General features: G+C 61.7%; 21 protein-coding genes and 4 pseudogenes. 12 read left to right on the plus strand and 13 right to left on the minus strand.

Features of this window, described 5'->3' with window-relative positions; genetic code table 11:
* Positions 1 to 135 precede the first annotated feature (135 nt).
* Together ACFLEY_RS48625 and ACFLEY_RS48630 are read right to left on the minus strand one after the other, a co-directional pair.
* Positions 136 to 1,050: a nucleotidyl transferase AbiEii/AbiGii toxin family protein gene (locus ACFLEY_RS48625; protein WP_038953874.1), complete on the minus strand. Its 915-nt coding sequence runs from the start codon at positions 1,048 to 1,050 to the stop codon at positions 136 to 138.
* Positions 1,047 to 1,784: a type IV toxin-antitoxin system AbiEi family antitoxin domain-containing protein gene (locus ACFLEY_RS48630; RefSeq protein WP_028152778.1), complete on the minus strand. Its 738-nt coding sequence runs from the start codon at positions 1,782 to 1,784 to the stop codon at positions 1,047 to 1,049. The genes ACFLEY_RS48625 and ACFLEY_RS48630 overlap by 4 nt, the downstream gene beginning before the upstream one ends.
* A gap of 232 nt (positions 1,785 to 2,016) precedes the next feature.
* Here ACFLEY_RS48630 and ACFLEY_RS48635 point away from each other — a divergent pair, with 232 nt between their 5' ends.
* Entirely contained in the window at positions 2,017 to 2,304 is a 288-nt protein-coding gene (locus tag ACFLEY_RS48635) for a DNA -binding domain-containing protein (protein ID WP_373565407.1), read from the plus strand.
* A gap of 6 nt (positions 2,305 to 2,310) precedes the next feature.
* On the opposite strand, the gene ACFLEY_RS48640 is transcribed toward ACFLEY_RS48635, so the two are convergent.
* From ACFLEY_RS48640 to ACFLEY_RS48650, 3 genes are all read right to left on the minus strand, one after another.
* A complete protein-coding gene (locus ACFLEY_RS48640) occupies positions 2,311 to 3,459 on the minus strand; it encodes an RHE_PE00001 family protein (protein WP_396605031.1) in 1,149 nt (382 codons plus the stop codon).
* A 224-nt stretch (positions 3,460 to 3,683) separates the two neighbouring features.
* Positions 3,684 to 4,079: a type II toxin-antitoxin system VapC family toxin gene (locus ACFLEY_RS48645; protein ID WP_009859458.1), complete on the minus strand. Its 396-nt coding sequence runs from the start codon at positions 4,077 to 4,079 to the stop codon at positions 3,684 to 3,686.
* A complete protein-coding gene (locus ACFLEY_RS48650; RefSeq protein WP_028152781.1) occupies positions 4,079 to 4,324 on the minus strand; it encodes a type II toxin-antitoxin system VapB family antitoxin in 246 nt (81 codons plus the stop codon). The genes ACFLEY_RS48645 and ACFLEY_RS48650 overlap by 1 nt, the downstream gene beginning before the upstream one ends.
* Before the next feature lie 1,609 nt (positions 4,325 to 5,933).
* Here ACFLEY_RS48650 and repA point away from each other — a divergent pair.
* The 4 genes from repA to ACFLEY_RS48670 all read left to right on the plus strand — a co-directional run bounded on the left by repA (position 5,934) and on the right by ACFLEY_RS48670 (position 10,120).
* Complete coding sequence (gene repA, locus ACFLEY_RS48655) at positions 5,934 to 7,148, plus strand: plasmid partitioning protein RepA (protein ID WP_028152782.1); 1,215 nt, start codon at positions 5,934 to 5,936, stop codon at positions 7,146 to 7,148.
* Positions 7,145 to 8,164: a plasmid partitioning protein RepB gene (gene repB, locus ACFLEY_RS48660; protein ID WP_028152783.1), complete on the plus strand. Its 1,020-nt coding sequence runs from the start codon at positions 7,145 to 7,147 to the stop codon at positions 8,162 to 8,164. The genes repA and repB overlap by 4 nt, the downstream gene beginning before the upstream one ends.
* 196 nt (positions 8,165 to 8,360) lie before the next feature.
* Positions 8,361 to 9,593, plus strand: a complete 1,233-nt coding sequence (repC, locus tag ACFLEY_RS48665; RefSeq protein ID WP_060913225.1) for a plasmid replication protein RepC — start codon at positions 8,361 to 8,363, stop codon at positions 9,591 to 9,593.
* Between the two features lie 107 nt (positions 9,594 to 9,700).
* On the plus strand, positions 9,701 to 10,120 hold the full coding sequence (locus ACFLEY_RS48670; protein ID WP_028152785.1) for a hypothetical protein: 420 nt from the start codon (positions 9,701 to 9,703) through the stop codon (positions 10,118 to 10,120).
* Between the two features lie 139 nt (positions 10,121 to 10,259).
* Here ACFLEY_RS48670 and ACFLEY_RS48675 read toward each other — a convergent pair whose 3' ends face one another.
* Complete coding sequence (locus ACFLEY_RS48675) at positions 10,260 to 10,460, minus strand: hypothetical protein (protein WP_038953878.1); 201 nt, start codon at positions 10,458 to 10,460, stop codon at positions 10,260 to 10,262.
* A 148-nt stretch (positions 10,461 to 10,608) separates the two neighbouring features.
* Between ACFLEY_RS48675 and ACFLEY_RS48680 the strand changes: the two genes are divergently transcribed.
* Positions 10,609 to 10,758 (plus strand): hypothetical protein, encoded by a 150-nt coding sequence (locus tag ACFLEY_RS48680; RefSeq protein ID WP_171901351.1) that lies wholly within the window; start codon positions 10,609 to 10,611, stop codon positions 10,756 to 10,758.
* 743 nt (positions 10,759 to 11,501) lie between these two features.
* A pseudogene (locus ACFLEY_RS48685) lies at positions 11,502 to 11,651 on the plus strand (DUF736 family protein); the annotation flags it as partial.
* 138 nt (positions 11,652 to 11,789) lie between these two features.
* Here ACFLEY_RS48685 and ACFLEY_RS48690 read toward each other — a convergent pair.
* From ACFLEY_RS48690 to ACFLEY_RS48700, 3 genes are all read right to left on the minus strand, one after another.
* Positions 11,790 to 12,086 (minus strand): DUF736 domain-containing protein, encoded by a 297-nt coding sequence (locus ACFLEY_RS48690; RefSeq protein ID WP_060912888.1) that lies wholly within the window; start codon positions 12,084 to 12,086, stop codon positions 11,790 to 11,792.
* Between the two features lie 478 nt (positions 12,087 to 12,564).
* Positions 12,565 to 13,575 carry a tyrosine-type recombinase/integrase gene (locus ACFLEY_RS48695; protein WP_060910363.1) on the minus strand — a complete coding sequence of 337 codons (1,011 nt, stop codon included), beginning with the start codon at positions 13,573 to 13,575 and terminating at the stop codon, positions 12,565 to 12,567.
* Positions 13,572 to 14,516, minus strand: a complete 945-nt coding sequence (locus ACFLEY_RS48700; protein WP_396604307.1) for a tyrosine-type recombinase/integrase — start codon at positions 14,514 to 14,516, stop codon at positions 13,572 to 13,574. The genes ACFLEY_RS48695 and ACFLEY_RS48700 overlap by 4 nt, the downstream gene beginning before the upstream one ends.
* Positions 14,517 to 15,017: 501 nt before the next feature.
* Here ACFLEY_RS48700 and ACFLEY_RS48705 point away from each other — a divergent pair.
* Positions 15,018 to 15,317, plus strand: coding sequence for a DUF736 domain-containing protein (locus tag ACFLEY_RS48705; protein WP_060910365.1), 300 nt, complete (start codon positions 15,018 to 15,020; stop codon positions 15,315 to 15,317).
* A gap of 36 nt (positions 15,318 to 15,353) precedes the next feature.
* On the opposite strand, the gene ACFLEY_RS48710 is transcribed toward ACFLEY_RS48705, so the two are convergent.
* On the minus strand, positions 15,354 to 17,792 hold the full coding sequence (locus ACFLEY_RS48710; RefSeq protein WP_060910522.1) for a DEAD/DEAH box helicase: 2,439 nt from the start codon (positions 17,790 to 17,792) through the stop codon (positions 15,354 to 15,356).
* Between the two features lie 216 nt (positions 17,793 to 18,008).
* Here ACFLEY_RS48710 and ACFLEY_RS48715 point away from each other — a divergent pair.
* Both ACFLEY_RS48715 and ACFLEY_RS48720 read left to right on the plus strand, forming a co-directional pair.
* Positions 18,009 to 18,173 (plus strand): annotated as a pseudogene (locus ACFLEY_RS48715) (DUF736 domain-containing protein); the annotation flags it as partial.
* A gap of 62 nt (positions 18,174 to 18,235) precedes the next feature.
* The gene (locus tag ACFLEY_RS48720; RefSeq protein WP_171901352.1) at positions 18,236 to 18,379 is read left to right on the plus strand and encodes a hypothetical protein; all 144 of its coding nucleotides are present in this window, start codon (positions 18,236 to 18,238) and stop codon (positions 18,377 to 18,379) included.
* Positions 18,380 to 18,430: 51 nt separating this feature from the next.
* Here the strand turns inward: ACFLEY_RS48720 and ACFLEY_RS48725 are convergent.
* The 3 genes and pseudogenes from ACFLEY_RS48725 to ACFLEY_RS48735 all read right to left on the minus strand — a co-directional run.
* Positions 18,431 to 18,701 (minus strand): annotated as a pseudogene (locus tag ACFLEY_RS48725) (HU family DNA-binding protein); the annotation flags it as partial.
* A gap of 98 nt (positions 18,702 to 18,799) precedes the next feature.
* Positions 18,800 to 18,992 (minus strand): annotated as a pseudogene (locus tag ACFLEY_RS48730) (WGR domain-containing protein).
* A 302-nt stretch (positions 18,993 to 19,294) separates the two neighbouring features.
* The gene (locus ACFLEY_RS48735; RefSeq protein ID WP_026192128.1) at positions 19,295 to 20,359 is read right to left on the minus strand and encodes an IS630-like element ISRj1 family transposase; all 1,065 of its coding nucleotides are present in this window, start codon (positions 20,357 to 20,359) and stop codon (positions 19,295 to 19,297) included.
* 413 nt (positions 20,360 to 20,772) lie between these two features.
* On the opposite strand from ACFLEY_RS48735, the gene ACFLEY_RS48740 reads away from it, so the two are divergent.
* Together ACFLEY_RS48740 and ACFLEY_RS48745 are read left to right on the plus strand one after the other, a co-directional pair.
* On the plus strand, positions 20,773 to 21,534 hold the full coding sequence (locus ACFLEY_RS48740) for a ParA family protein (RefSeq protein WP_028152789.1): 762 nt from the start codon (positions 20,773 to 20,775) through the stop codon (positions 21,532 to 21,534).
* The gene (locus ACFLEY_RS48745) at positions 21,524 to 22,504 is read left to right on the plus strand and encodes a ParB/RepB/Spo0J family partition protein (RefSeq protein ID WP_028152790.1); all 981 of its coding nucleotides are present in this window, start codon (positions 21,524 to 21,526) and stop codon (positions 22,502 to 22,504) included. Before ACFLEY_RS48740 ends, ACFLEY_RS48745 begins: the two co-directional genes overlap by 11 nt.
* Positions 22,505 to 22,519 lie beyond the last annotated feature (15 nt).

Consider the following 22,519-nt stretch of genomic DNA (forward strand, 5'->3'; position numbering starts at 1 on the left):
CGCGCGCGTAAAGTCGACAAGCGCTGCCTCATCGTGCCGCCTATCCCTTCATGGATAGCTGATGGGGAGGCCGGAAGGGCCTCGTCGGCAGTCACACCGCATCACCTGCGGCGCGTGGCGACGGCCCACCTACGCTCATCCAAATAGCCGGGCCAGCGCATTCGATTGCTCGGCGAATTTTCGGGCATTGGCCTTCCGAAGCCGTTCCAAATTTTGGAGCTTCCATCGCAGGCCGGGAAGCTGCTCCAAGTGCGGCACGCCCAGTAGCGACCATTCGGGCTCTGCGGCAACCAGCGACAGCAGGAAGCGGCGCTCGTCGGCGTTCAGACCTTGCTGCAGTTCGCGCATCATTCGCTCGCGCGCTGCCAAGAGCGCGTCGAGTTCAACGGGCTCGGTGGTCATGCCCGCGAAATTGTGTTCGAACTCCTGGCGGAGATCCCGCAGCGATGGAAACAGAACCTCGTGCACCGGCCGGTTATGGCTCGCGAGATAGACGACGAAAGCGCGGCGAATGCCCGCCGTGATTCCCTCGTGCACAAAAAGCTGCGTGACATCGAACAGATCGCGGGGATGCTGCCGGTCCATCGCCGCAACCAGTTTGCCGCCATATACGTCTTCGAACGACACCACCGGGATTTCGAGATCCGCCTGCAGCGTGTCGCGCGCGGCCTCTGTCAGCGACGCCATGTGCACCGGATGGACGGTGCCGCGCATGACGAAGTTGACCTCGATCTTGACCTCAATGCCCCCTCGCCGCACCATCAGCTTTGTCTCGCCGGATTCCGTCGCGGCCGGCGCATGGGTCAGAAAGCCCTGCTTCTGCAGGCGCGCGGCCGACTGACGGATGGCCTCGTTGATGCGCCGCAGAGCCTGCTCGCGCGGCAGTGTGTGGTCGGGAAACACCAGATCGAGATCGACCGAGAGCCGCGGCATGTCGCGCACGAACAGGTTGATCGCCGTGCCGCCCTTGAGTGCGAACGTATCGTCGACGAGCACCAGCGGCGCCACGCGCGTCAGCAACCGCGCGCTGTCGAGGTAGACCTGGTTCATGGCTTCAGCACCAGGAGCCCATCAGCGGAGCGGGACACCCAGGCCCGGTCGCTGCCCTTGGGCAGTTGAGACGGATCGAGCTTGCTGGCCCAGGGCTGAGAGAGTTCGCGGCCAAGCTGCAGGCACAGGCGCACGGTCTTGACGCTGGTGCAGCGCTTGAGCAGGTCTCGCAGCAGATCGGCACGCAGGCTGTAAGTGCTTTCGACCAGCTCGCGCGCTTCTTGCAGCGGCTGCCGGACGCCGACTTCGCTCAGCACCTCCAGCAATGCGCGTTCCGGCGCCGAGACGAGCGGGCCGCCCTTGCGGCTCTCGAAGGGCCGGACATGAAGCAGCGCGCCGGGTTCTTCCTTGAAGAGTCGCTTGCGGTGGTACTCGGCCGGGAAGCGCTGGGTGAACCACTCCGGAAGGCGTCCGGCTTTCCAGCCGTATAGATGGAGGACGGGCCGCTGGGGGATGTACTGGCGGATGCCGTGCCAGTCGAAGGCCGACTTGCCGCCGACATGCAATCCTTCGAAGCTCCGCTGCAGCAGGACGAGGCTCGGGTGCAAAGTGGGCGGATCGTTTGGCCGGCAATAGACGCCGCGTGCCAACCGTTGCAACCAGCCGGCACGGACATAGTGGACGGCAAGGTCAGCCGATATCCCGAGGGCGGCGAGGTCACCGGAGGTCAGCGGCGCCCCCGGCGCCAAGCGGGTGTACAGCCTTCTTAGCTTGTTTCTTTGGGTCGTAGCCATACTACGATAGTAAGAATAATATCAAAGTTCTGCAAGCTTGAATTGGGAGTCGAAGTCGCAGTCAGGCTACGATAACCCGGATTAAGCTAACCCTAGATCGGCCAAGAACTCGTCAGCTGCGGTTGCGCTGTGCTCGGTGATACCCGCTAGGCACCACGTGGTGCGCAATTCGGGTCTACTCACCGGTGCACGAACGCGCCTACTCTCCGCTGACAAGAAACCTTGCCGGCGAATACACCCCATGCAGAAGTCAGCGGCCGATCTTGATGTCGCCGATGCCGCGCCGACCGCGCCGATTCTGACCGACTATGACGAGCAGCACCTGGTCACCTATCTCCGTCTGCTCGATGCCGCAGCCAATGGCTCCGACTGGAAAGAGGTCGCGCGGACCGTGCTGCATATTGACGTCGCGCGCGAGCCGGATCGGGCGCGCCGGGCGTGGGAAACCCATCTCGCCCGTGCCCGCTGGATCACCGAGCATGGCTACCGGGATCTGCTGCGGGGCGGGGCACCGAACTGAGGGCGCCTACAGAATCCCCCAAGCCCGATATCGTCCCCTGCCGGTCACCTCCCGCAGGTCAAGCTCGCCGACCAGGTCCTGAGCGGCGCGCGGCGTGATCTTAAGCTCCTTCGCGATCATACCGGCCGAGGCGATCGGCCGGGTCAGCATATAGTCGAGCAGCGCCGGCAGTTTTGACGTGGCGCGACGGCCGGCGAGTTTTCGGGCGAGCAGGGTTCGCTGGTTAAGCCAGCGGTCGTGGTCCTTGAGACCGGCCGCCGCGGCAGCGGTGATGGCCTCGAGTTGCACGGCGAGTCGCGCCGCCGCGTCGCGCGGCCGCCGGCGTTCGCGGGGGATGGCCTTCAACCCGTCATGCAGGCAGGGCAGATGCCAGCGGGTCTTGGCCCGCGCGCGCAACACGCTGGCTGCCAGCAGCCGGCCGAGCCAGGGCGTGTGCTGCAGCGGGGCGATGGCGTCCCAAGCCTCAGTCGCAAGCGCGGCCGCGAGCGTCGGCGGCAATATGCGGGTCTGCTCGACCACGGCGCGCCAGTCGTCGAGACGCGCGTCCTCGTCCCAGTCGGGGTCGTAGACCACCGGGTCCCGCTCGGACTGGGTGCGACTCCCGCCGGTGAGTGTCCGCTCCGCCTTGGCATTCGCGGCGTCGACCGCGGCGAAGGCGGCGGCTAGGTGCGGGTCGGACTCGATGCCGCCAAGCGACGTGTCGAGATCAGCGTCTCCGCTATCGTAGCCGCCGACGAAGCTTCGCTCCCCTTCCTTTCGGATGCCCCTGCCCTCCTCCCACTCGCCCTGCCCGGTGCGGCCGCGCAGGCTGTCGAGCCCCGCCGGCGATGGCGCCCAATCCGGCTTCGCGTCGGCGATGCGGCGCCGGGTCCGTAGCACGGCGTGGGCGCGGGTGAGTTCGTGGGTCGGGGCGCGGATGTCCCTGCCGGCGTCGTGGAGAACCAGATCTTCGAGATGGACCAATTCGCCTTCCAGCCACAGACTGGCGCAGGCGTCAGTATAATGTGTGCGCGCAATCCAGCCGTCGCGGATCGGGCTCTTGGCCAGGCGTTCGTCGAGCCGGGCAAGCGCGTCCTCGGCGATGGCGAGTGGGCCGGCTAGCTGAGCCCAAGGCAGTGGATCGGGAATTGAGTAACCGTTTTGCAAGGTGTTGATAACCCTAACAAGAATCGTTCAAACGGAAGCTATCACGGGAATAACTTCGGTCATAGCGACAGGCTGGTTCCCAGTGGCGCTCGCTGTCAATAATCACTGCTTATCGATTGAGCAGGCCGTTAAAGCGCATCAGCGATCCGAGGGCCGCTGCCCGGTAAACTCCCTGCCCTGGTCCGGACAAGCCCCCTTCTTTCCGCGCGCCGCGGCCGCCCCAGCCGGGTCGCTTAGGCGGCTTCGATATCGGTTTGCGGAAAGTCACCGCCCTTGAACATCAAGGGCTGCCCCAGATGCCGGGCGCAAGCGTAGGCAAAACAGTCCCCGAAATTGAGGCTCGCCGGATGCCGGCCCTTGCCGAATCGGTCGAAGGCGTCGAGAGCGAGCCTTGCCGTTTCAGCCGGCACCGCGACAACGGCGATCTCCATTAGCGCCAAATACTCTTCGATCGCTTCGGCGGCGGCGCTGACCGAAAGATCCAGCACGCGCGCGACCGCGACCGCCGCCTCCCATACCGCCAACGGTGACGTCAGACGCGTTCCGGTCTGCTGCAGGCGAGCCAAAAGCTCTCGTGCCTCCTCCTCGTCGGTCAGGAGCGCGGTCAAAGCCGAAGCGTCGATGAACATCAGGTGTCCTCATACAAACTGTCGCGGAACGCCTTATCGGCGGGCTGTCCCTTGGCGGCGTCGCCCCTCGCGCGTAGATCCCGGCAGAACTGGACGCCAAGGTCGACCAAAGACGGCTTGCCCTGCTCGCGCTCGAGCTCATGGGCGAGCGCCACGTGCACTGCTTCGGTGAGGCCGAGTTTTTTTAGCGAGGCCACCTTGCGAGCGAGCGCGTCGGTCTCAGGGTTCTTGATGTGGAAGGCCATGGCGCGCTCCTCTAGACCGCATCGTGTATACCTGTATATCATCACGGATACACCAATGGGAAGGGCCGGCCTCGTCGTTTGCGCCCCGAAGACGTGCGGCCTTCGTGACGTGTGAGGGCAACTTTTATGGTTAGTTGTCTATGAACACCTGCCCTCTCCCTCTCCGGATGCTGCTTCCCTCAGGGCTGTCCTCGCAGATCATCTGGTCGTCGGGACAATAACGACCATCCCACCCTCGCGCGCTCCTTCCTCGCTTTGAATTCTGCGCGGCGCGGATCGATGTCGACTACCGATGGGATACCGATCGTGACTCGACTGGTGCGACGCGCCTTGGCGAATTGAAGCGACTGACGACCGCAGGTCCCAAATTGTTGTCAGCTGACAACATCCATCCTTGGTAGGGCCCTGTTGTCAGCTGACAACAATCGCCCAGGCGGGTCGCTGCTGTCTGCCATGATCCAACGGCGTCCATGGGGCAGATCGGCTTCGTTCGAGAGCCACGCAGCTCGATATCCGCGCCAGCACCCACCATCGAGAGATCGTATTCATTCGGCGGCCTTGCCGCCTCGCCAAAGGAGCACCCCCACGCCGGACGCCTTCGGTCAACTTCCCGTTAAACGGGGCCTTCAACCGCGAGCTCGGCCTGGACCTCGCCCAAAGGTCCTGAATGGGTTCGCCTGCTTAGCCCCTCACGCGGTCCATTGTTGCCCCGGTCGCCGCACCACGGCATCCCGGACGAGGTGGCGGCCCGTTGCCGTTCCTTCGTCGGATCGCATCGCCCGGGATGAAGAAAAAGGTCAGGAGGGTCTCCGTTGCAGCGCCGAGCCCTGAGGTCGATGTCGCGCCTGGCGATCCGTCGGTGTGGCCACACGGAAGTGCAAGAGAAGGGCCAGCGCGGATGACCTGGAATGTGTCTGCTCGGTTGCTTGCGACCTGTTCGTCCGGCCCCGGTGGACCCCCTGCGACAGTGCGGTTCTTCTGCTTGCCCTTTTTGGGGCGAGCGGCGGCGCAGCGAAGTGACGCGCCAGCCCCCCGATCAACACCCGGGAAGGTCCGGCGCGCCGCCGATCCAAGCGAGACGACATCGTCGCTTTACGGTGTCTTGCCATTCAGCGCGGGCGTCTGAGGCAGTTGTCGTGAACGAGGCGGGGAGGGTGCTTCTCGCGGGACCGCGGCGAAAGACGTTGGGCAATGGCGGGCAGGAGCCGACGCTACATGGCGGCGCGATTCTCTAGAATTTGCCCTACATGACCTGAGATCAGAGCACTGAACGGAGGCTACAAGCCGGGGCGTGTCCCGTCGCCCGGACTCCAGCCGTGGCAGCACCGTTCAGTGCAGCGGTTGGCGAGCTACAAATGACGCTCTGGGGACTCGTAAGGCGAGCCGACTCACGCCATAGTCGAGGCTCATCCCATTCGCGCCGAGCCGTTGTTGTCAGCTGACAACAACAGGGCGGTGCACCAAAAAAAGGGCCTGCGCGCCGTTTGGCACGTCATCGAGCGTTAATAACTCGTTAACCCTTTAATTCTTGCTCAAATCACAGAATCGTGGCCATCTCTCAAGACGGAGACTAGGCGTCTGACGAGCAGAAACCGTCTTGAGAAGGCAAATGGCGATCTTAGCGGAAGATTCGGCTACCATCAGCGAGACTGCGTCTGCGCGGATCACTCGGCACGCGGGCATTCTTTCCGGCCAGCTTCGCTCGCTCGCGACAACTCTTTTCCCGCCTTCGGCGAGCAAGTCGCTCCGGTCGTTCACCTCTGGAGAGGTTGCGCGAATTGCGGGCGTGTCCGATGGGTACCTTCGGCAGCTCTCTCTTGACGGACTTGGACCGACGCCAGCGACAGGAACCGGGGGGCGACGGTCTTACACTCTGGGTCAGATTCATGAGTTGCGCGAGTATCTAGCCACTGCGCGGCCGCGCGAAGCAATGGAATTCCTTCCGCGCCGGCGCCCAGGCGACAAGCTCCAAATCATCACCGTCGCAAACTTCAAAGGCGGCTCCGCCAAGACGACGACGGCATTGTATCTGTCGCAATACCTCGCCCTTGCCGGCTTTCGGGTCCTCGCGATTGACCTCGATCCGCAAGCTTCGCTTTCAGCAATGTTCGGGTACCAACCCGAGTTTGACATTGGGGCGAACGAAACCCTGTACGGGGCCATCCGATATGACGAACATCGCCGGCCACTGCGCGAGATTGTCCGGCCGACCTATTTTGACGGGATAGGGCTCGTTCCAGGCAATCTCGAGCTTATGGAGTTTGAGCACACTACGCCTCGAGCAATGGTCGAGCGGCGAGAACGCGGACACGACCTGTTCTTTCGCCGCGTCGCCAGTGCCATCGACCAGGTTGCAGACGAATACGACGTCGTTGTTATCGACTGCCCACCCCAACTTGGTTACCTGACCATGGGCGCGCTAAACGCGGCGACCGCTATGCTCGTGACCATCCATCCGCAGATGGTCGATGTCGCATCCATGAGCCAATTTCTTCTCATGACGTCGGATCTCATGTCCGTCATCGAAGAAGCTGGCGGGCGCCTCGATCACGATTTCATCCGGTACGTCATCACGCGTCACGATCCCAATGACGTGCCTGAAGCTCAAATCGTGGCTCTCCTCCGCACCCTCTTTGGTTCAGATGTGCTCCAGGCGACTGTGTGGAAATCGACCGCGATCGCCAATGCTGGTCTCACCAAGCAATCACTTTATGAGCTGGAGCGCGGCGCCGTAGGGCGGGGCGCCTACGACCGGGCATTAGAATCGGTCGACGCGGTCAATGCCGAAATCGCGCAACTTCTTAAGAAGGTGTGGGGTCGATGAGCAAACGTACTGACACGATCAAGAGCCTTTTCACGGCCCCGCAATCAAGTGCGTTGTCAGCTGACAACATGCCCGCTGCCTTGCCGCGGGTCTCGTCGGGCTCGGTTCGCTCGTTGAAAGACTCTTTCTCCGAAGTGGAGAAAGAGAACGAGGAACTTCGCGAACGAATTGCATCCGGGGCGGTGATACTTGAAATCGACCCCTCGCTCGTCGATCCGTCACCGCTGGCCGACCGTTTTCGCGATCAGGATGATAGCTCGTTCGAAGCGCTCAAACAGTCGATCGCACAGCGTGGCCAAGAGGTGCCCATTCTCGTTCGGGAGCATCCTGAAGCGAAAGGGCGCTATCAGAGCGCCTATGGTCATCGCCGCGTCCGCGCCACGCGCGAACTAGGTATTTCCGTCAAAGCGATTCTGCGATCGTTGTCAGATGAAGCGCTTGTCGTGGCGCAAGGACTCGAGAACGCACCGCGCGAAGATTTGAGTTTCATTGAGCGCGCCAGCTTCGCGATGCATATCGAGGATGCCGGGCATAGCCGCTCAGTCGTGCAGGATGCGTTGTCGGTCGATCGGGCGGAGGCCTCGAAACTTCTTGCCGTGGCTCGATCGGTTCCTGCCGAGGTCATTCAAGCGATCGGGAAAGCTCCGAAAGTTGGCCGCGGCCGTTGGCAGTCATTCGCTGAATTGATCAAGGATTCCGCGGCGCTCAAACGGGTCAGAGCGGCGATCGCCGAACCTAAATTTGCAGAGCGCGAAACCGACGCACGATTTCTTGCAGCATTCTCCGCGGCAACCCGTCCATCTCGCGGGGAGCCCTCGAAAGAGCCGGACGAGAAGCCGGTCTTTTCCGTGTCCGGGGAAAAGATTGCGCACGTGCGTCAGGCCGAGCGCGAATTGAAGCTTACCATCGACAAGAATGTCTCGACGACATTCGCGGCATTTCTTGTGGACCAACTCCCGGCCCTGTTCGACGCCTTTTCCAAGAAGAGCAGTGGTCAGGAAAGTACCGAGGCCTGACGGTCTCGTCCGTAAACACGAACCAGGAGCAGACAAGGCAAAAGAAAAAGGCCCCCGAAACGGAGTTCCGGAAGCCCTTCTCTTCAAGTTTGGCGACTGACAGAGAATCACTTTCGCGAATCGCAGTCAAGAGTTTCTACACGATTTTATCGTCGTTTCGGCGAGCGGATTTTCTTTGCCCAACTGAGGCAAAGACATGCAGTCACACTCTCCAACGACGCCCTTTGGGCGGCGATCGCTGACGCTTGCCCATGTGGCAAGCCAGATGGTCGCAACGGAACGTCCTCCCGAAAAGATCGTGCACAAATGGAAGATCTTCCACGCCATCTGCACGGCACGGCCGCGCCTTGGGGTGTCGGAGCGTTCGCTCTCCGTATTGAACGCGCTCTTGACCTTCCATCCCGAGACCGCGCTGACAGGGGAGGATGATCTGATTGTCTTCCCCTCGAACCATCAGCTGACCCGGCGGGCGCACGGCATGCCGGCATCGACGCTGCGGCGCCATCTCGCTGTGCTGGTCGACGCGGGGCTCATCGTTCGGCGCGACAGTCCAAATGGCAAGCGGTATGCGCGGAAGGACGATGCCGGCGAGATTGAACTCGCCTTCGGCTTTGATCTGTCGCCGCTGGTCGTGCGCTCTGAAGAGTTCGAGAGCCTGGCGGCGGATATCGAAGCCGAGGCCCGCGCACTCAAGCTCGTGCGTGAGCGGATTACACTGTGCCGGCGCGACATCGGGAAGATGATTGCAACTGGCATGGAGGAAGCCGTCCCGACGCGAAGGGGAGGGCAGGGGCCTGCCGATTGGAAGGTCGTGCACGCTGCCTTCCGCGCGATCGTCGATCAGATTCCGCGCACCGCGACGCGCCAGGAGCTCGAGCCGATCGCCGACGAGTTGTCTCAGCTCGCCGACGACGTACTCAATCTTCTGGAAACACATGTCAAATCCAAGAATCCGAGCGCCAATGAGTCCCATTCTGAGCACCACATACAGAATTCAAATCCAGATACCCTCATTGACCTTGAACCTAGCCTTCGAGAAGGCAGGGCGGCGGGAGCTGAGCCAAGGCCTCAACCATCGCGAGTCGGGGAGGGGACGTATCCGTTGGGAATGGTCCTGAGTGCATGCCCGGACATCGTCGACTATGCGAAGGGCGGGCTTTCGAACTGGCGCGATTTCCTGGCCACAGCGGCCGTTGTACGATCGATGCTGGGGATCAGTCCGAGCGCCTGGGAGGAGGCGCAAAAGGTTATGGGCGAGGTGCCTGCAGCCATCGTCGTCGCGTGTATCCTGCAGCGCGGGACGGCGATCAATTCCGCTGGCGGTTATCTGCGCGGTCTAACGCGAAAAGCCGAGGTCGGCGAATTTTCGCTTGGTCCAATCCTGATGGCGCAGATCAATTCTCGCCGGCGAGACAAGCAGAGGGCGTGAGTCGATGAGGCGCCGTTCCCAGACTTTGTCTCTTCGTGTGATCGAAACACCCCCACTGACCCGGCTTCTGCGCTGTGTCGATGCAAGGCCGTTCGGAGAGATTCGTCATGGCAAAACACCCTCCAATCACGCTCGCGCCATTTTTCCAGCCTGGCGATGAAGGCGCCGCGGAGCAACGGATGTACGTGGCAGGGTTCGCGGACGAGGCGGGCGAGGCCTGGGGGACGCTGATTCCGTTGGATGCGGAGATGGTCGAGCACGCCATTCTGGGGCAACAGACTTTCACCGTCTGGTGCAATTCCGACGGACGCATCCAATCGCAGCCGACCAGCGATAGCGTTTTTGAGGATCTTCTGGAGAAAGATCAATTGAAGGAGACGCCCCTCGATGAGCTCGTCGCCGAAGCCATCGAGCAGGGCAAGAATGAACCCAATGATGACATCCTCGATATGTTCGAGACCCTGCATGAGCGGCTGGTGCGGGCGCAGGGCATGGTCGCTGACGAGATCGCGCGGCGCAGGCGCTGACTCCTCGCGCCGCAGTCAGCGCGGTTCAGTGCTGTAGGGTCAGCTTGTACTAACGCGAGCACCGCGACCGCGCGCGGCCGATACCCGGACCGGTCGATGAAACAAGAAAACCGACGACCGGGCCTGGCTCCGATTAGTCTTAAGCTTCGCCGGAGCCGGAAAACAGCACCGTCGGTGGCGTCGCGCGCGGCGGCGGGAGAGTCCGAGCGCCCGGGGCTCCCGGTTTGCTCTTGAGATCGTATCGCTGGGCCAGGTCGAGTAGCCGCCGCTTGGTGAACGGGTCCGCGTACTCCGCCAGATCGCGCGCCCGCTGTGCGAAGCCTCTATAAAATTCTTCCACGACGCAACCCCCGCAACATCACTGAAAATCGGATTTCAACGTGAGACGCACTCCGCGTCAAGCGGCCTGGTGCATGCGGACAATTTTCGGCGATTTACTTGTGCTCGCGGCGCACGGGGAACTAAGCTGGTCCCGGCAGGCAAAAATCATGACTCCGCTCTACCTCAGCCGGAAGCTGGGCCCGAAGTGCGGTAAGCCGATGACGGCCGTGCCCGACGACCTCGCGCCCGGCGGGCCGCGCTACGTCTGCGTGGTCTGCGAGGACGATCCGCTGCGCGATCCCCTCGCCCGGAAGTAGTCGGAAAGCCCGCTGCGACCGCCGGCCAAATAACGTTCGGGTTGAATCGAGCCCGGCAGCCGGATTGCTGCAGAGGCCGATTGCGCTCACAACCCTCTCCGACGATGTGGAGTGGCAACCCGAACGCCCAGCTTCGTTCCATCGCGCGTGCCGGCGGAATCGTCCCGGACTCGGAGGCCGGCATGCCAAGCGACGGTAGCATCTGTTTTACGCCTCGCGGGGCGCTCGGTCGCATGGATGCGGTGGGCGGGTTGCATCCACATGGCGAGTACGTTGCCAGCCTCGTTATCGATCTTGCGCTGGCAACTTCGACGGCTACGCCGAAATGCTGACGGTGACGATCTCCATTGCGGGTGATGCGCGCCGTCCAGGTGACCTATTAAGGTGAGCTGCATTTTGCTTGCCGCGCCCATTGCCTGAGATCCGAATGGCCGAACGGATCGGGGCCGCCTGTCTTCATTCCATGTGGTTTAGCGACGGGCGCACCCATCACCATCCTCGATAGAGGCTGGTCTGACCGAAGGCCGATCCCGCTTCGCGGGCTCTCGATCTTGTCCCTGCAACGTCCGTCCTCGACTTTCTTCACCTGGCGCTGCGCACCATTCCTCGCGGTCCAAGAAAGTCGCTGCCGGCCGCCCTCCATTTCATTTCGGCCCTTTGGGTGCAGGTCGATCGCCTCCGGTCTCACGACCGCCATCGAGGTCGCGATCGGCGCGGCCCGAGAAAACCAAGGGAATGAGACAATGGCTACCATCGGCACCTTCACGTCCACGGGCAATGGCTTCTCCGGCGCGATCAAGACGCTCAACCTCAACGTCAAGGCCAAGCTGATCCGCGTCGACACCCCTTCCGACAAGGGACCGCACTTCCGCATCTACTCCGGCAACGTCGATTATGCGGAGCGTGGCGTTATGCGGAGTAGCGTGATTTGAGCGCAGGTTTTTCAGCGGGTTTTGGATGGCGGCGCTCCGCATAATATCGTTGAGGAGAGCCGCGGCGCCTCGCGCGAGGCGAGACGCCGCAAGCCCAGGTCAGCGCGACCAGACGAGCGCGTAGCCGTCATCGACCGCGACGAGGTTGGCGTAGATCGGCGCCGGGAAGGACGGGTCGTCGAGCTTCACCGAGTGATAGACGGTGTTCTCTTTCGAGGTCCGCTGCCACGCGGCGCCTATCTCAACGTTGCCGGCCATCACGCGCAGGTCCGGCGCCTTCTCGTTGTCGGAGGGTTCGGTCGGTAGGAAGCGTACCTTGATGTTGAGCAAGAGCGTCTTGATGGTGCCGGTGTACGAGCCATCTTCGGCGCGGGTGAAGGTGCCAATCTGAGCCATGGTAATCTCCTGTTGCTGTTTCAAGCCCGCGACCATCGCGGCCTTGATGGCGATCTTTGAGCGCCGCAACGACCGCCCCGCAGCCTTGGCCTGCAGCGTCAGCGGAGGATGGCGGGCTGAGCGATCTTGTTGCCTCGCGAGGAATGCCGCCGTTTGGCGGCAGGGGAAGAAGATCGCGAACGAGCCATTGCGGGTAAAGGTCGGCGAGCGCAGCGAGCGTATTGTGGCGCGTGATCCGCCAGCAAAAGGCCGGTATGGACGTGGGCCCAAGCAGCCTCACAGGAGAGCATCGGCTCACAGGCATCACCAAGGCCAATGACGGCGTCACCGCACCAACCAGATTCGTGCGCAACAAGAGAGTCCTTCTCCGGTTCCAAGATCGAACGGGAGAAGGCTCAACTTGCTGATGCGGCCGGCGTGATCGTGCAGCCGCACCGAACGGACCGAAGGCGTGTCACCGGAGCATGATAATGAAGCCTCACGTCGTGTCGGACGCAGATGCGTTCTCCAACAAAGAGGCGATCAATGCATCCGGCGCCCTGAACCGACCGCGGCGCAGCTCCGGCGGAACGACCGCTTCCACTGCCTCAAGCTTTTCCGAGGGATCCATGCGGAGATAGACCTCGGTTGTGCGGATATCGGCATGCCCAAGCCACAGCGCCACCTTTCGGATATCGTGCGTCGCCTGCAGCATGATCACCGCACAGCTATGCCGAAGCTGGTGCGGAGAGATCGAACGGCTGCGCAACGACGGGCACGCCTCGGCCGCAGCACGAACGTGCTTGTCGAGCACGTACTCGAAGCCCGCACGGGTCATCGGCTCATCCTGTGCGTTGACGAACAGCTCCGGCACGCGGACTGCTCCCCTGACGCTCAACCAGGCGCGAAGGTCGCGCGCGGTGTCCTTCCAGAGTGGCAGGCAGCGTTCCTTGCGGCCCTTGCCCCGGATCGTCACGCTCGCTCCGTGCTGGAGCGATAGGTTTTCGGTCAGAACGCCGACCAGCTCGGAGACCCGCAAGCCCCCGGCGAAGCAGAGGTGCATCATCGCCCGGTCGCGCACGCCGGATCGTGTCGCAAGATCGGGGGCGTTGAGGATCGCGCGAACCTCCTCCATCGTCAGATGGCGGATGAGCTTCTGGTCGTGGCGCTTGACCGGGATGGCATGGACGCGACCGATCTGCTCCAGGGCGGAGGGCACCCGGTGCTCCACATAGCGCATGAACGTCTTGATGGCGGCGAGCCGCAGGTTGCGCGTGGCGGCGCCATTGCCGCGCTCCTGTTCGATGTGGGCCAGGAAGGCGACAATCAGCGGCGCGTCCAGGTCTTCGATCGTCAGCCGTGACGGACGCGTGCCGAGCCGTTTCGCGGCGAAGTCGAACAACAGCTTGAAGCTGAACGCATAGGTCTCGCAGCTTTCCGGACTGTAGCCGCGCTGGCGGGGCATGTAGTCGCGCAGGAAGCCTGTGATGAGAGGGGCGAGCTTCGTCATGCGACGCTCCCTCCAACCAGCATTTCCGCCGCCGAGGCGATATCCGCCATCATCTCCGGCGTCGCCTGGAGATACCAATAGGTGTTCCGGATGTCGACATGGCCGAGATAGGTCGACAGAGCGACGAAGTGCCGGGCGACCGCGCCACGCTCGACGCCGCATTGTTCGAGCACGCGAGTTGCGAAGGTATGGCGAAGATCGTGGATGCGAGGCTGCTGGCTTCGCTCCGGCGCAATTCCCGCTCGCCGCAAGACGCAGCGGAACGTGTAATTCACGGTCGTCGGGCAGAGCGCCCTGTGCCGGACGGATGGGAACAGCCAATCGCTTGCGCCGGCGTGTTGGCGGCGCGCCTCGAGATAGCGGCCGAGCGCCTCGATGACCGTCGGATGCAGTGGCACGAGCCGGCTCTTGCGGAACTTGGTCTCGCGGACGTGCAGCACACTATCGGGCCCAATGTCGTCAAGCTTGAGCGCGATCGCCTCCGAGACGCGCAGTCCGGTGGCGGCGATCAGCCCGAACAGCATGACGTAGAGCTGGTGACGCAGGGGATTGGGCTTCTGCTGCCGGAGCCTGCCGGCGGCATCGAGGACGGCCAGCGATGGCCAGGTCTCCTCCAGCGACGGCTGCCGCTCCGGCGGCAGGACGTTCTTCTCGCGCAGATAGGCGATGAACAGCGCGGCGGCGCCCTGTGGCGCACGAGTTGTCTTGCCGCCCCGGAACACCGACGCCGATGCGGCGAACCCGGCGGCGAGCGTTTCGACTTCGAAGCCGGACGCGCGGACCCAATCGGCCCACAGCGCGAGCAGGCGCGCCACTTCTGTTATTGTCGCCGGTGTGTACTTCCGCTGCGCGAGCCAGTCCTTGAAGCCATCGACATGCGGTTGCAGCCAGTTGATCCGGACATCGACGCTTCGACGATGTCTGCGCTTTCGTTTTGTCACCACGTTTTCCTTCGAGTTGCTTGTTCACGCCGGGAGCGCCCGGCGCGTCGAGCAAACCGGAGGTTTCGATCCCATTCCATGCGATAGGCGTTTTGCCCACTGGATCCGAACCCGACGTGTCCGTGGAGACCCGTCGGGCGCGGCGTGTGTCGTTGCGTCGGAGCATGGTGGCCGTATTGCCGGAGGGCTGACGCGCCGGCGGCGCCGAACGTGCTGAAGAGGCGCCGACCGCCAACGTCGTTCTCTGCCGACAATGCCGGCGAAGCCCCCAGGCGGCCTCTCTTCTGGGCTGTTCTGGCGCCGGTCCGGACTTGGCCTGCAACGGCTCCGCCGACCTTCTTCCCCTGCGGCTGCGCCGCATTCCTCGCGAGGCAACAAGCTCGGCTACCGCCGTCCTCCGCTCACGCTGCGGCCCAAGGGTGCAGTCGTCCGGTCCGTCGCCTCACGACCGCCATCGAGGCCGCATCGGGCGGCTTCGGGCAACTCTCAGGAGATACGACAATGGCTCAGATCGGCACCTTCACCCGCGACGACAACGGCGCCTACGCCGGCACGATCAAGACCCTCACCCTCAACGTCAAGGCTACCATCAAACCCTGCGACCGCGACAACGACAAGGCGCCCGACTATCGCATCACCGCCAACGGTGTCGAGTTCGGCGCCGGCTGGAGCAGGACCGCCCGTGAGACAGGCGCCGAGTACCTCTCGCTCAAGCTCGACGATCCGTCCTTCACGGCTCCGGTCTACGCCTCCCTCGTTCAGGGTGACAAGGGCGAGCACAAGCTCATCTGGTCGCGATGAACCGGCCAAGGGCGCTCCGCTCTCAGCGGGGCGCCACTACTCGATCACGTAGCCTAGCGCGCGATAACCCGCCCGTCGCTTCGCTGCCATCCGGGCCAAAACGGGAACGGTATTATCGACATAGTCGACGACCAAAACGTCTCTCTTGCCATCATGCTGGCGATGCAGACGGCCGACATACTGCGCCAGGGTGCCCTTCCAGGCGATCGGCATCGTCAGGAACAACGTGTCTAATCGGGCGTCATCGAAGCCTTCGCCGATATAGCGACCTGTTGCGAGTATCAGGCGCTCATCATCGTCAGAGACATTCAATTTCGTATTGGCCTGCTTGCGATCCTTCGCGGACATGCCGCCACGCAGCACCACAAGATTTTTCACGAATGGCGAGAATCTCTGCTGAAGATAATCGAGATGGTCTTTTCGTTCCGTCAGAACGATGGGCGAACGCTTGGCTTCAAGCGATTTCAATACATCATCAAAGATAAGGTCATTCCGGCCACTGTCCTGCGCCAGGGCTGCATAGATCGTCGGCATTGACGGGCGTTCGGCCAACGCCAAGGACGGCGGCAATTCAAATTTCGTCGAGCGATCGCGCGCGCGGTGACGAATGCCACGTTCGGCAGCCTGAACTCTTGCATCGACCCGATGGCGAACAGGGCCGCATTGCATGAAGATGATGGGATGATGCCCGTCTTTTCGGGCAACGGTCGCGGACAGGCCGACGACGTATCGCGCTTTTGACCGCCGAGCGACAAGCTCAAAGCTTGCAGCGGACAGATGATGGCATTCGTCGACAATCAGATGACCGTAATTGGCAACGATATCAGCGACCTCTCCATTGCGGACGAGGCTCTGGATGAGCGCCACATCGATGACGCCGGTTGGCTTTCTTTTTCCACCCCCGATAACGCCGATCTGTTTCGGGTCGATGTTCAAGAAGGAACTCAGGCGCTCCACCCATTGAGTGAGTAGTTCCCGGCGATGAACGAGAACCAGTGCGTTGCGGGCGCGATGTGCGATGAGTGCGGCTGCGACAACCGTCTTGCCGAAGGCCGTCGTGGCGGCGAGCACGCCGTTGTCGTAGGCAACGAGAGCATCGAAAGCCCGGGATTGTGGCCCTCGCAGTCCGCCCTGGAACGAGACGCCGGCAGGCAGCGCCGTTCCATCTTCGCGATGATCGTCCAAAATGGCGACCGCCCCGTGACTCTTAATGAGTTCGACAGTTTCGTCGAAGCAGCCGCGAGGCAGAGCAACATGTCGCGGATGGAGCTCGGCGCACGAGACGATCCGAGGCTTGCCGAATGTCGGCAAACGCATTGCTTGCGCGCGATAGAATTCCGGGTTCTGGAACGCTGCCAAGCGAACGAACTGCGCAATCAGGGCCGGCGGAAGTTCTGTCCTGTCGATGTAGACCTGATCAGCGACCACGATCCTGATCTGCTGTGGTATCGCAGCAATGATACGCCGTGGCTCACTACGGCGTGACGGCGACATCTTCCACGGCTCGTCAGCATGTTCGTCATCGACCGGCATCCGGACGCCCAACACCCGTCCCGACAGTTCCGCCTCGTTCGCGATCCCGAAGGCCGCATCAGCTGATAATCTTGGGAGAGACGACAGATACGCCCATTGGTCATCGTAAGGTTGCAGATCTCCGTCGACAAAAACGCTGTTGCCAACTTCGCGAGCTTTTCGTTGGAGGGGAAGTGCAATCAGATTGCCGAAGCCACCAAGTGGCATCGTATCCTGGTTGGGAAAGAACCGATCATAAGAGGAGAAGCCGATCTCGGGACGTTTCTCCATCGTCTCCGTGATCAGGGCCGCCCCCATCTGACGCGCGATCCGCGCCGGGATCGGCTCGCTGAAGAATATCCAGACATGGCCGCCATTTCCCGATCGAGACCGCTCGAGAGCGGCAGCAATGCCCCTGCCGCGGCAGGTTTGCAGGAGCGCCCCGGCGTCCTCCGCCCACGCCTCCTTGTCGAAGTCGGCGGCGAGGAACCAGCATGTTTCGTCCTGGAGCAATGGATATACACCGGCGACAAAGTCACCGGTGCGGGCATCGCCGCCACGAAGGTGCTTTTCGATGATGTCCTCGGAAGGAGGAATGAAAGCCTGATGCGGGCATTCCCCACATTTTACCTTCGGTTTCCCGCAGATTCCTTTCGCCCATTCGTTAGAACAGGCCGGCGAATAACCGGAGCGTCCAGCTTTTCTATTTTCCCATCGCACCGGGAAAACATCAGGACGCCCGGCGAACAGGCGCCGGAACAACTCGATTTTCTCGAGAGACGACGAGTTGTTGGTAACAGCGGCATCGGCAAAAGCGTGCCGTTCGGTCGCACGGCTACCGGAGATCGGCTTTTGCTCAAGCGCTTCCAGTTCACGCTCAAGCTCCGTCCGCTCTGCATTCAGATCAGCTAACCGCCGTCGAATGCGTGCGATTTCCCCCGAAGCGTCATTCTTGTCGACCAACTTTGTAGCCTACGCCTAAATGTTCATGTCGCCCGCAATCATAGACCAAAGACGACCTCCGTTTAAGGCGGACTATGCATCACGACGGCCCAAGGTGTTCGACATTATGCGAAGCAAAATCCGCCAAAACCGGCGGAAATCCAGCCTCACAGGCCAACACTCCGCATAATGCCGCTCTACGCATAATCCACATTATGTGGTGCACAACATAAGACCGAGTTGGGCGCCGCCTGGCAGAAGACCGCCAAGGACACCGAGCGCGACTACCTCTCCGTCAAGCTGGACGATCCGAGCTTCCCGGCTCCGATCTACGCCACCCTGATCGAAGTCGAAGGTGCGGAAGGCCTGCAACTGATCTGGTCTCGGCCGAACCGGGACTGAAGCTCCAGGAAATCGGCTCCGCCGCAAGGCGGGGCCCGCTCCCTTCTACCGGAGATGCGATCATGATCGTCGACACCATTGAAGAATTGCGCGCCGAGCTGCGCGAATGCCTGTTCACGCCGGCGGAGCGCATGGCGCTCGAAGTCGAATTGGCCGAACTCATCCGCCAACGCAACAAAGCGCTCGCAGCCGAGGAGCGGGCATAAGCCCCGTCCTCTTGCATCTTGCGATGCACCTTCATTACGGTCCGCTCCTGCGTTCAGACCATCTTTGATGGGCTTTGGCCTTCGCAAAGGCAGCTTCCTGGAAGCTGCGATTGCAATCGTTGCGACGGTCGATGGATTGCGCCCCTCACGAGCGGGGCTGTCCTTGGCCTTGAACTTGCCGAACCCGGGAAGGCTCGCTCGGCTCCGCTCACGCCGCATCAGTGCCCGCGTTGCAAACGCTATCGACGATGGTTTTCGCCTGAGCCTTTGTCAGGTCGTTCTCGGTGCAATTTTTTTCGGCGATCTCATTGGCAGTCGTCATGGACGAGCTCCGTCTTCTTTCAATCTTGCTCGTCAAGGCCGTGGACCAGATAGCGCCGCCATCACAGGCAGAGCCGTAATCCTCGAAAGAATGTCAGCCTAAGGCGGTTTTTCGTCCATGACAGCGTAACCGCGCCTCCGCTTCGCACGCTCCAGCCGTACGAATGCTTCGATCGCCTCCGCACTACTATCGAAGGTCTGCACCATGGTTTTGCCACTCGTGCCGATGCGGCCCCAATTGCGGATCTCCGAATAAGGTGGGCTGGGTGGATAGCGCATAGAACCGCCGCATATTGTGCGCGGCTTCGATGTGGCGCAGATGAAGCGGTTCTGGTTCGGGTTTCGGCACGGACAGATTCTCGCTTCGGAGGGAAGCGCCGTCCAATGAGTTTTATGAATCGACCGGGCAGATCGATTCACTTTATCAATAGGTCCATCGGGCCGGAGAATGCCGCACCCCCGTCTTATTTGTCGGATTGAATCTCTCCTCGATGGAGACTTCGCCATCGGACGCGCGTCGCAATTCCTGGCTTGCAATTGCGCCAGTCTTGATCAGAACAGCCGCCCGAAAGAGATCGGCTCTAATACCCGGAATCAGAGCTGAGTGATACGGCGGCCTTTGAAACGGCGTTGACGGACCTTTTTCTTGGTCCAGACGAAGGGCTCGGCTCTGTCGTTGTATGCGTTGACGTAGGCATCGATGTGTTCCTGAAGCTGCTTGAGGCTCGTGAAGGAGGTGCCGCTGAGCGACTGCCCCTGCAAGATGGAAAACCATACTTCGACCTGATTGAGCCATGACGCACTTGTCGGCGTGAAATGAAATTGCACGTTGGGGTGGGCCTTGAGCCAGTCCTCGTTCTTTTTATGGGTGTTGAGGTTGTCGAGGATGACGTGAAGCTTGCGGTTCGGAAAAGCCGCGGTGACGCTGTTCATGAAATCGAGAAACTCGACGCGGCGCCGGCGTTTTGAATGGGTCGCGATGATCTTTCCGGTGGCGACTTCGAGCGCCGCAAACAATGTTGTGGTGCCATGCCGCTTGTAATCGTGGCTTTGGCCGGTCAAGGCGCGGCCATTGGGCAACTTCAGATAACCCTGCGCTCGCTCCAAAGCCTGGATCGAGGGCTTCTCGTCCACGCACAGCACAATGGCCTTCGCCGGCGGCGCGACATAGAGGCCGACAACATCGGCGGCTTTGGCCGTAAAGTTCGGGTCGTTGCTCTCGCACCAGGACTTGCGAGCCACCAGGTCAATCTTGTGGCTGCGCAGGAACCGCCAGACATATTGGACATCGACATCGCCCAGCGCCTCGGCCAGCAGGGGGCCGGTCCAGCGCGCAAACCCTTGCGGTGGCGGCTTATCCAGCAGCTTCAGAATCCGCTTGTCGGTCGTCTTCGTATAGATCGGCTGCTTGCCAGGCCGCGGCTTGTCTTGCAGCCCTTCAAGGCCATGGTCGGCATAGCGATGCCGCCAAAGGCTGACAATCCGCGGCTGGACCCCAACTTCCTTGGCGATCGACCGGGTGCTGCGCCCATCCGCCGCCAACAGAACTATCCGCGCCCGCTTCAAATCGCGCTGCAACGTCACCGGTGAGCGACAGCACGCCTCAAGCACCTTGCGATCTTTCCTCGAAAGGTGGACTTCTCTTGCTTCGGGTATCATCCCGACCTTGAATCACGACTCACGTTCCAAGAAAAGTGGGTACTAATTCAAAGTTCCTGCGGCTCTTACAGCCTTGCCTGCTTGGGCGAGCTCCTTCGGGGACGGCTCTACTCGCGCCGCCGCGGCGACGCTCCCGGAGCCCACAAGCGGTCTCCGCGCCTTCGCGTGACGATCCTCTCGCGACCGGTCGCGGACCGCTCAGCAACGAGCACGATTGCCGGCTCACTTCGCCAGAATTTCCCTCCATGGCTATGGGCTGACCTGACTCTTGTGGCAGGGGATTCGCTGTACGAATTCCGGGATCGTTCCGGTGACCGGATTCGCAATCGTCTGTTGGTTCAAACCAACATCCCCCAGGACATGATGGACAAGGACATGGCTCCCGCACTGTTAGATCCATTTCGGACCTTAAGATGAAGACCATTGTCATCAACAATCAAAAGGGCGGGGTCGGCAAGACGACGCTTGCCGTGCATCTGGCTTGGTTCATGGCGGAAGCGGATCTCCGCGTCCTCGTAATCGACGTTGATGCGCAAAGCAATGCGTCGGATACGTTGAGGCACTACGCCGGTTCAACGTTAGCCGCGGATCTGTTCAAGCCGGGGATACGTGTCGTACCTCGGGAAGACAAGTCCCTAACGCTCGCGCCGGCCGATAGCTCGCTGACCGATCTCGATCGCAGCAGTGCGGCCGCCATAACGACTCTGCAAGAGAACCTCGCTATCGCGTCGGATCAGTTCGATGCCTGCGTCATCGATACGCCGCCATCACTTGGACTGCGCAGTGTCGGCTGTTTGGTGGCGGCGTCGCATGTGCTGGCTCCCATCTATCTGGAGGACTATTCGATCAAGGGCGTCAAAGGTCTGATGCAGACCGTGATCGGCGTGCAGAGGCGCTACGGCCGCCAGGATACCAAGTTCCTCGGGTTGCTGCCTTCGAACTTCAATACGAAATCGCCCCGTCAAAGGAGCCATCTTGAGCAACTGTTGCGCGAGGCGGGCAAATATGTGTTCCCGGGTCAGATCGTTGCAAGGGACGGCTACGCCGAGGCCGTTGCCGAACGCCTGCCGGTCTGGAAGCTGAAGCGCCGCTCTGCCCAGGAGGCTGGTCGGGAAATCCGCGAGGTTCTCGCCAAGATCGTCGCGCAAATGGACGAGCCGGCACATGGCGCTTGATCTCAGCTTTAAGCAGCTCATCGATGCCGCGGAAGATGGTGCCGCCACAATCGGACAACCGACTTGCATCGCCATCGATCGTATTGACGAAGATCCGGACCAGCCTCGTCGCAGTTTCGACGAACAGAAACTCGAGGAGCTCGCGGAATCAGTCCGTCAGCATGGCGTGCTGCAACCGATCGTGCTGCGCCAAGCGACCGAGGAAGGCCGGTATGTGATCGTCGTGGGTGCGAGGCGGTATCGTGCTGCCAAGCGCGCCGGGCTCCGGGACATCCCGGCTTTCATTCATGCCGTTGGTTCTGCGGATCGTTATGTTCAGATGATCGAGAATATTCAGCGCGACGATCTCGATGCTCCCGAAATTGCAGCGTTCGTCGCGGACCGCTTGGAGCAGGGTGACAACCAATCCGACATCTCGCGCAAGCTCGGCAAGCCGAGGGACTGGGTATCTCGCTACGCGTCGGTCCAGAGCATGCCGGAGTTCCTCCAGTCGAAGCTTGCCGGCTCATCAATCCGTGCTGTGTACGAACTCTATCAGGCTTGGCGTGAGCAGCCCCACGCCGTCGAGACTTTATGCGCAGCACAGGAGAGTTTCACCGACGCCCACGCCCGTCAGCTGGCTCGCAAAATTCGCAGCGAAGTCCGCGGCTCCCCTGCTGATGGCGAAGGGCCGCCTGGAGCTCAAGCCGGACGAAGCCCGATCGCATCGCCAGTGGCATTGCGACCCAGCGAGAGAGACGGTGTAACCGCGATCGCGGAGAAACCTCTCAACTCCTTGGCCGATCGGAATGCGCGAATGAGCCCATCGCTGACGATCAGAGTGCGTCACCAAGATCGCATGGGCTGTCTTCTGATCGATCGACTCGCGTCTCGAGGCTCACGCCATGCCGTGCTGCTGATCGATGGTACAGAAGAGGCGGAAGAGGTTCCGGCATCGACGGTTACAATCGAAGAGATACTGTTCGCATGAAGCTTGTCTTGAACA

The organism is Bradyrhizobium sp. YCK136 (genome assembly GCF_044570075.1).
Lineage (GTDB): Bacteria > Pseudomonadota > Alphaproteobacteria > Rhizobiales > Xanthobacteraceae > Bradyrhizobium > Bradyrhizobium diazoefficiens.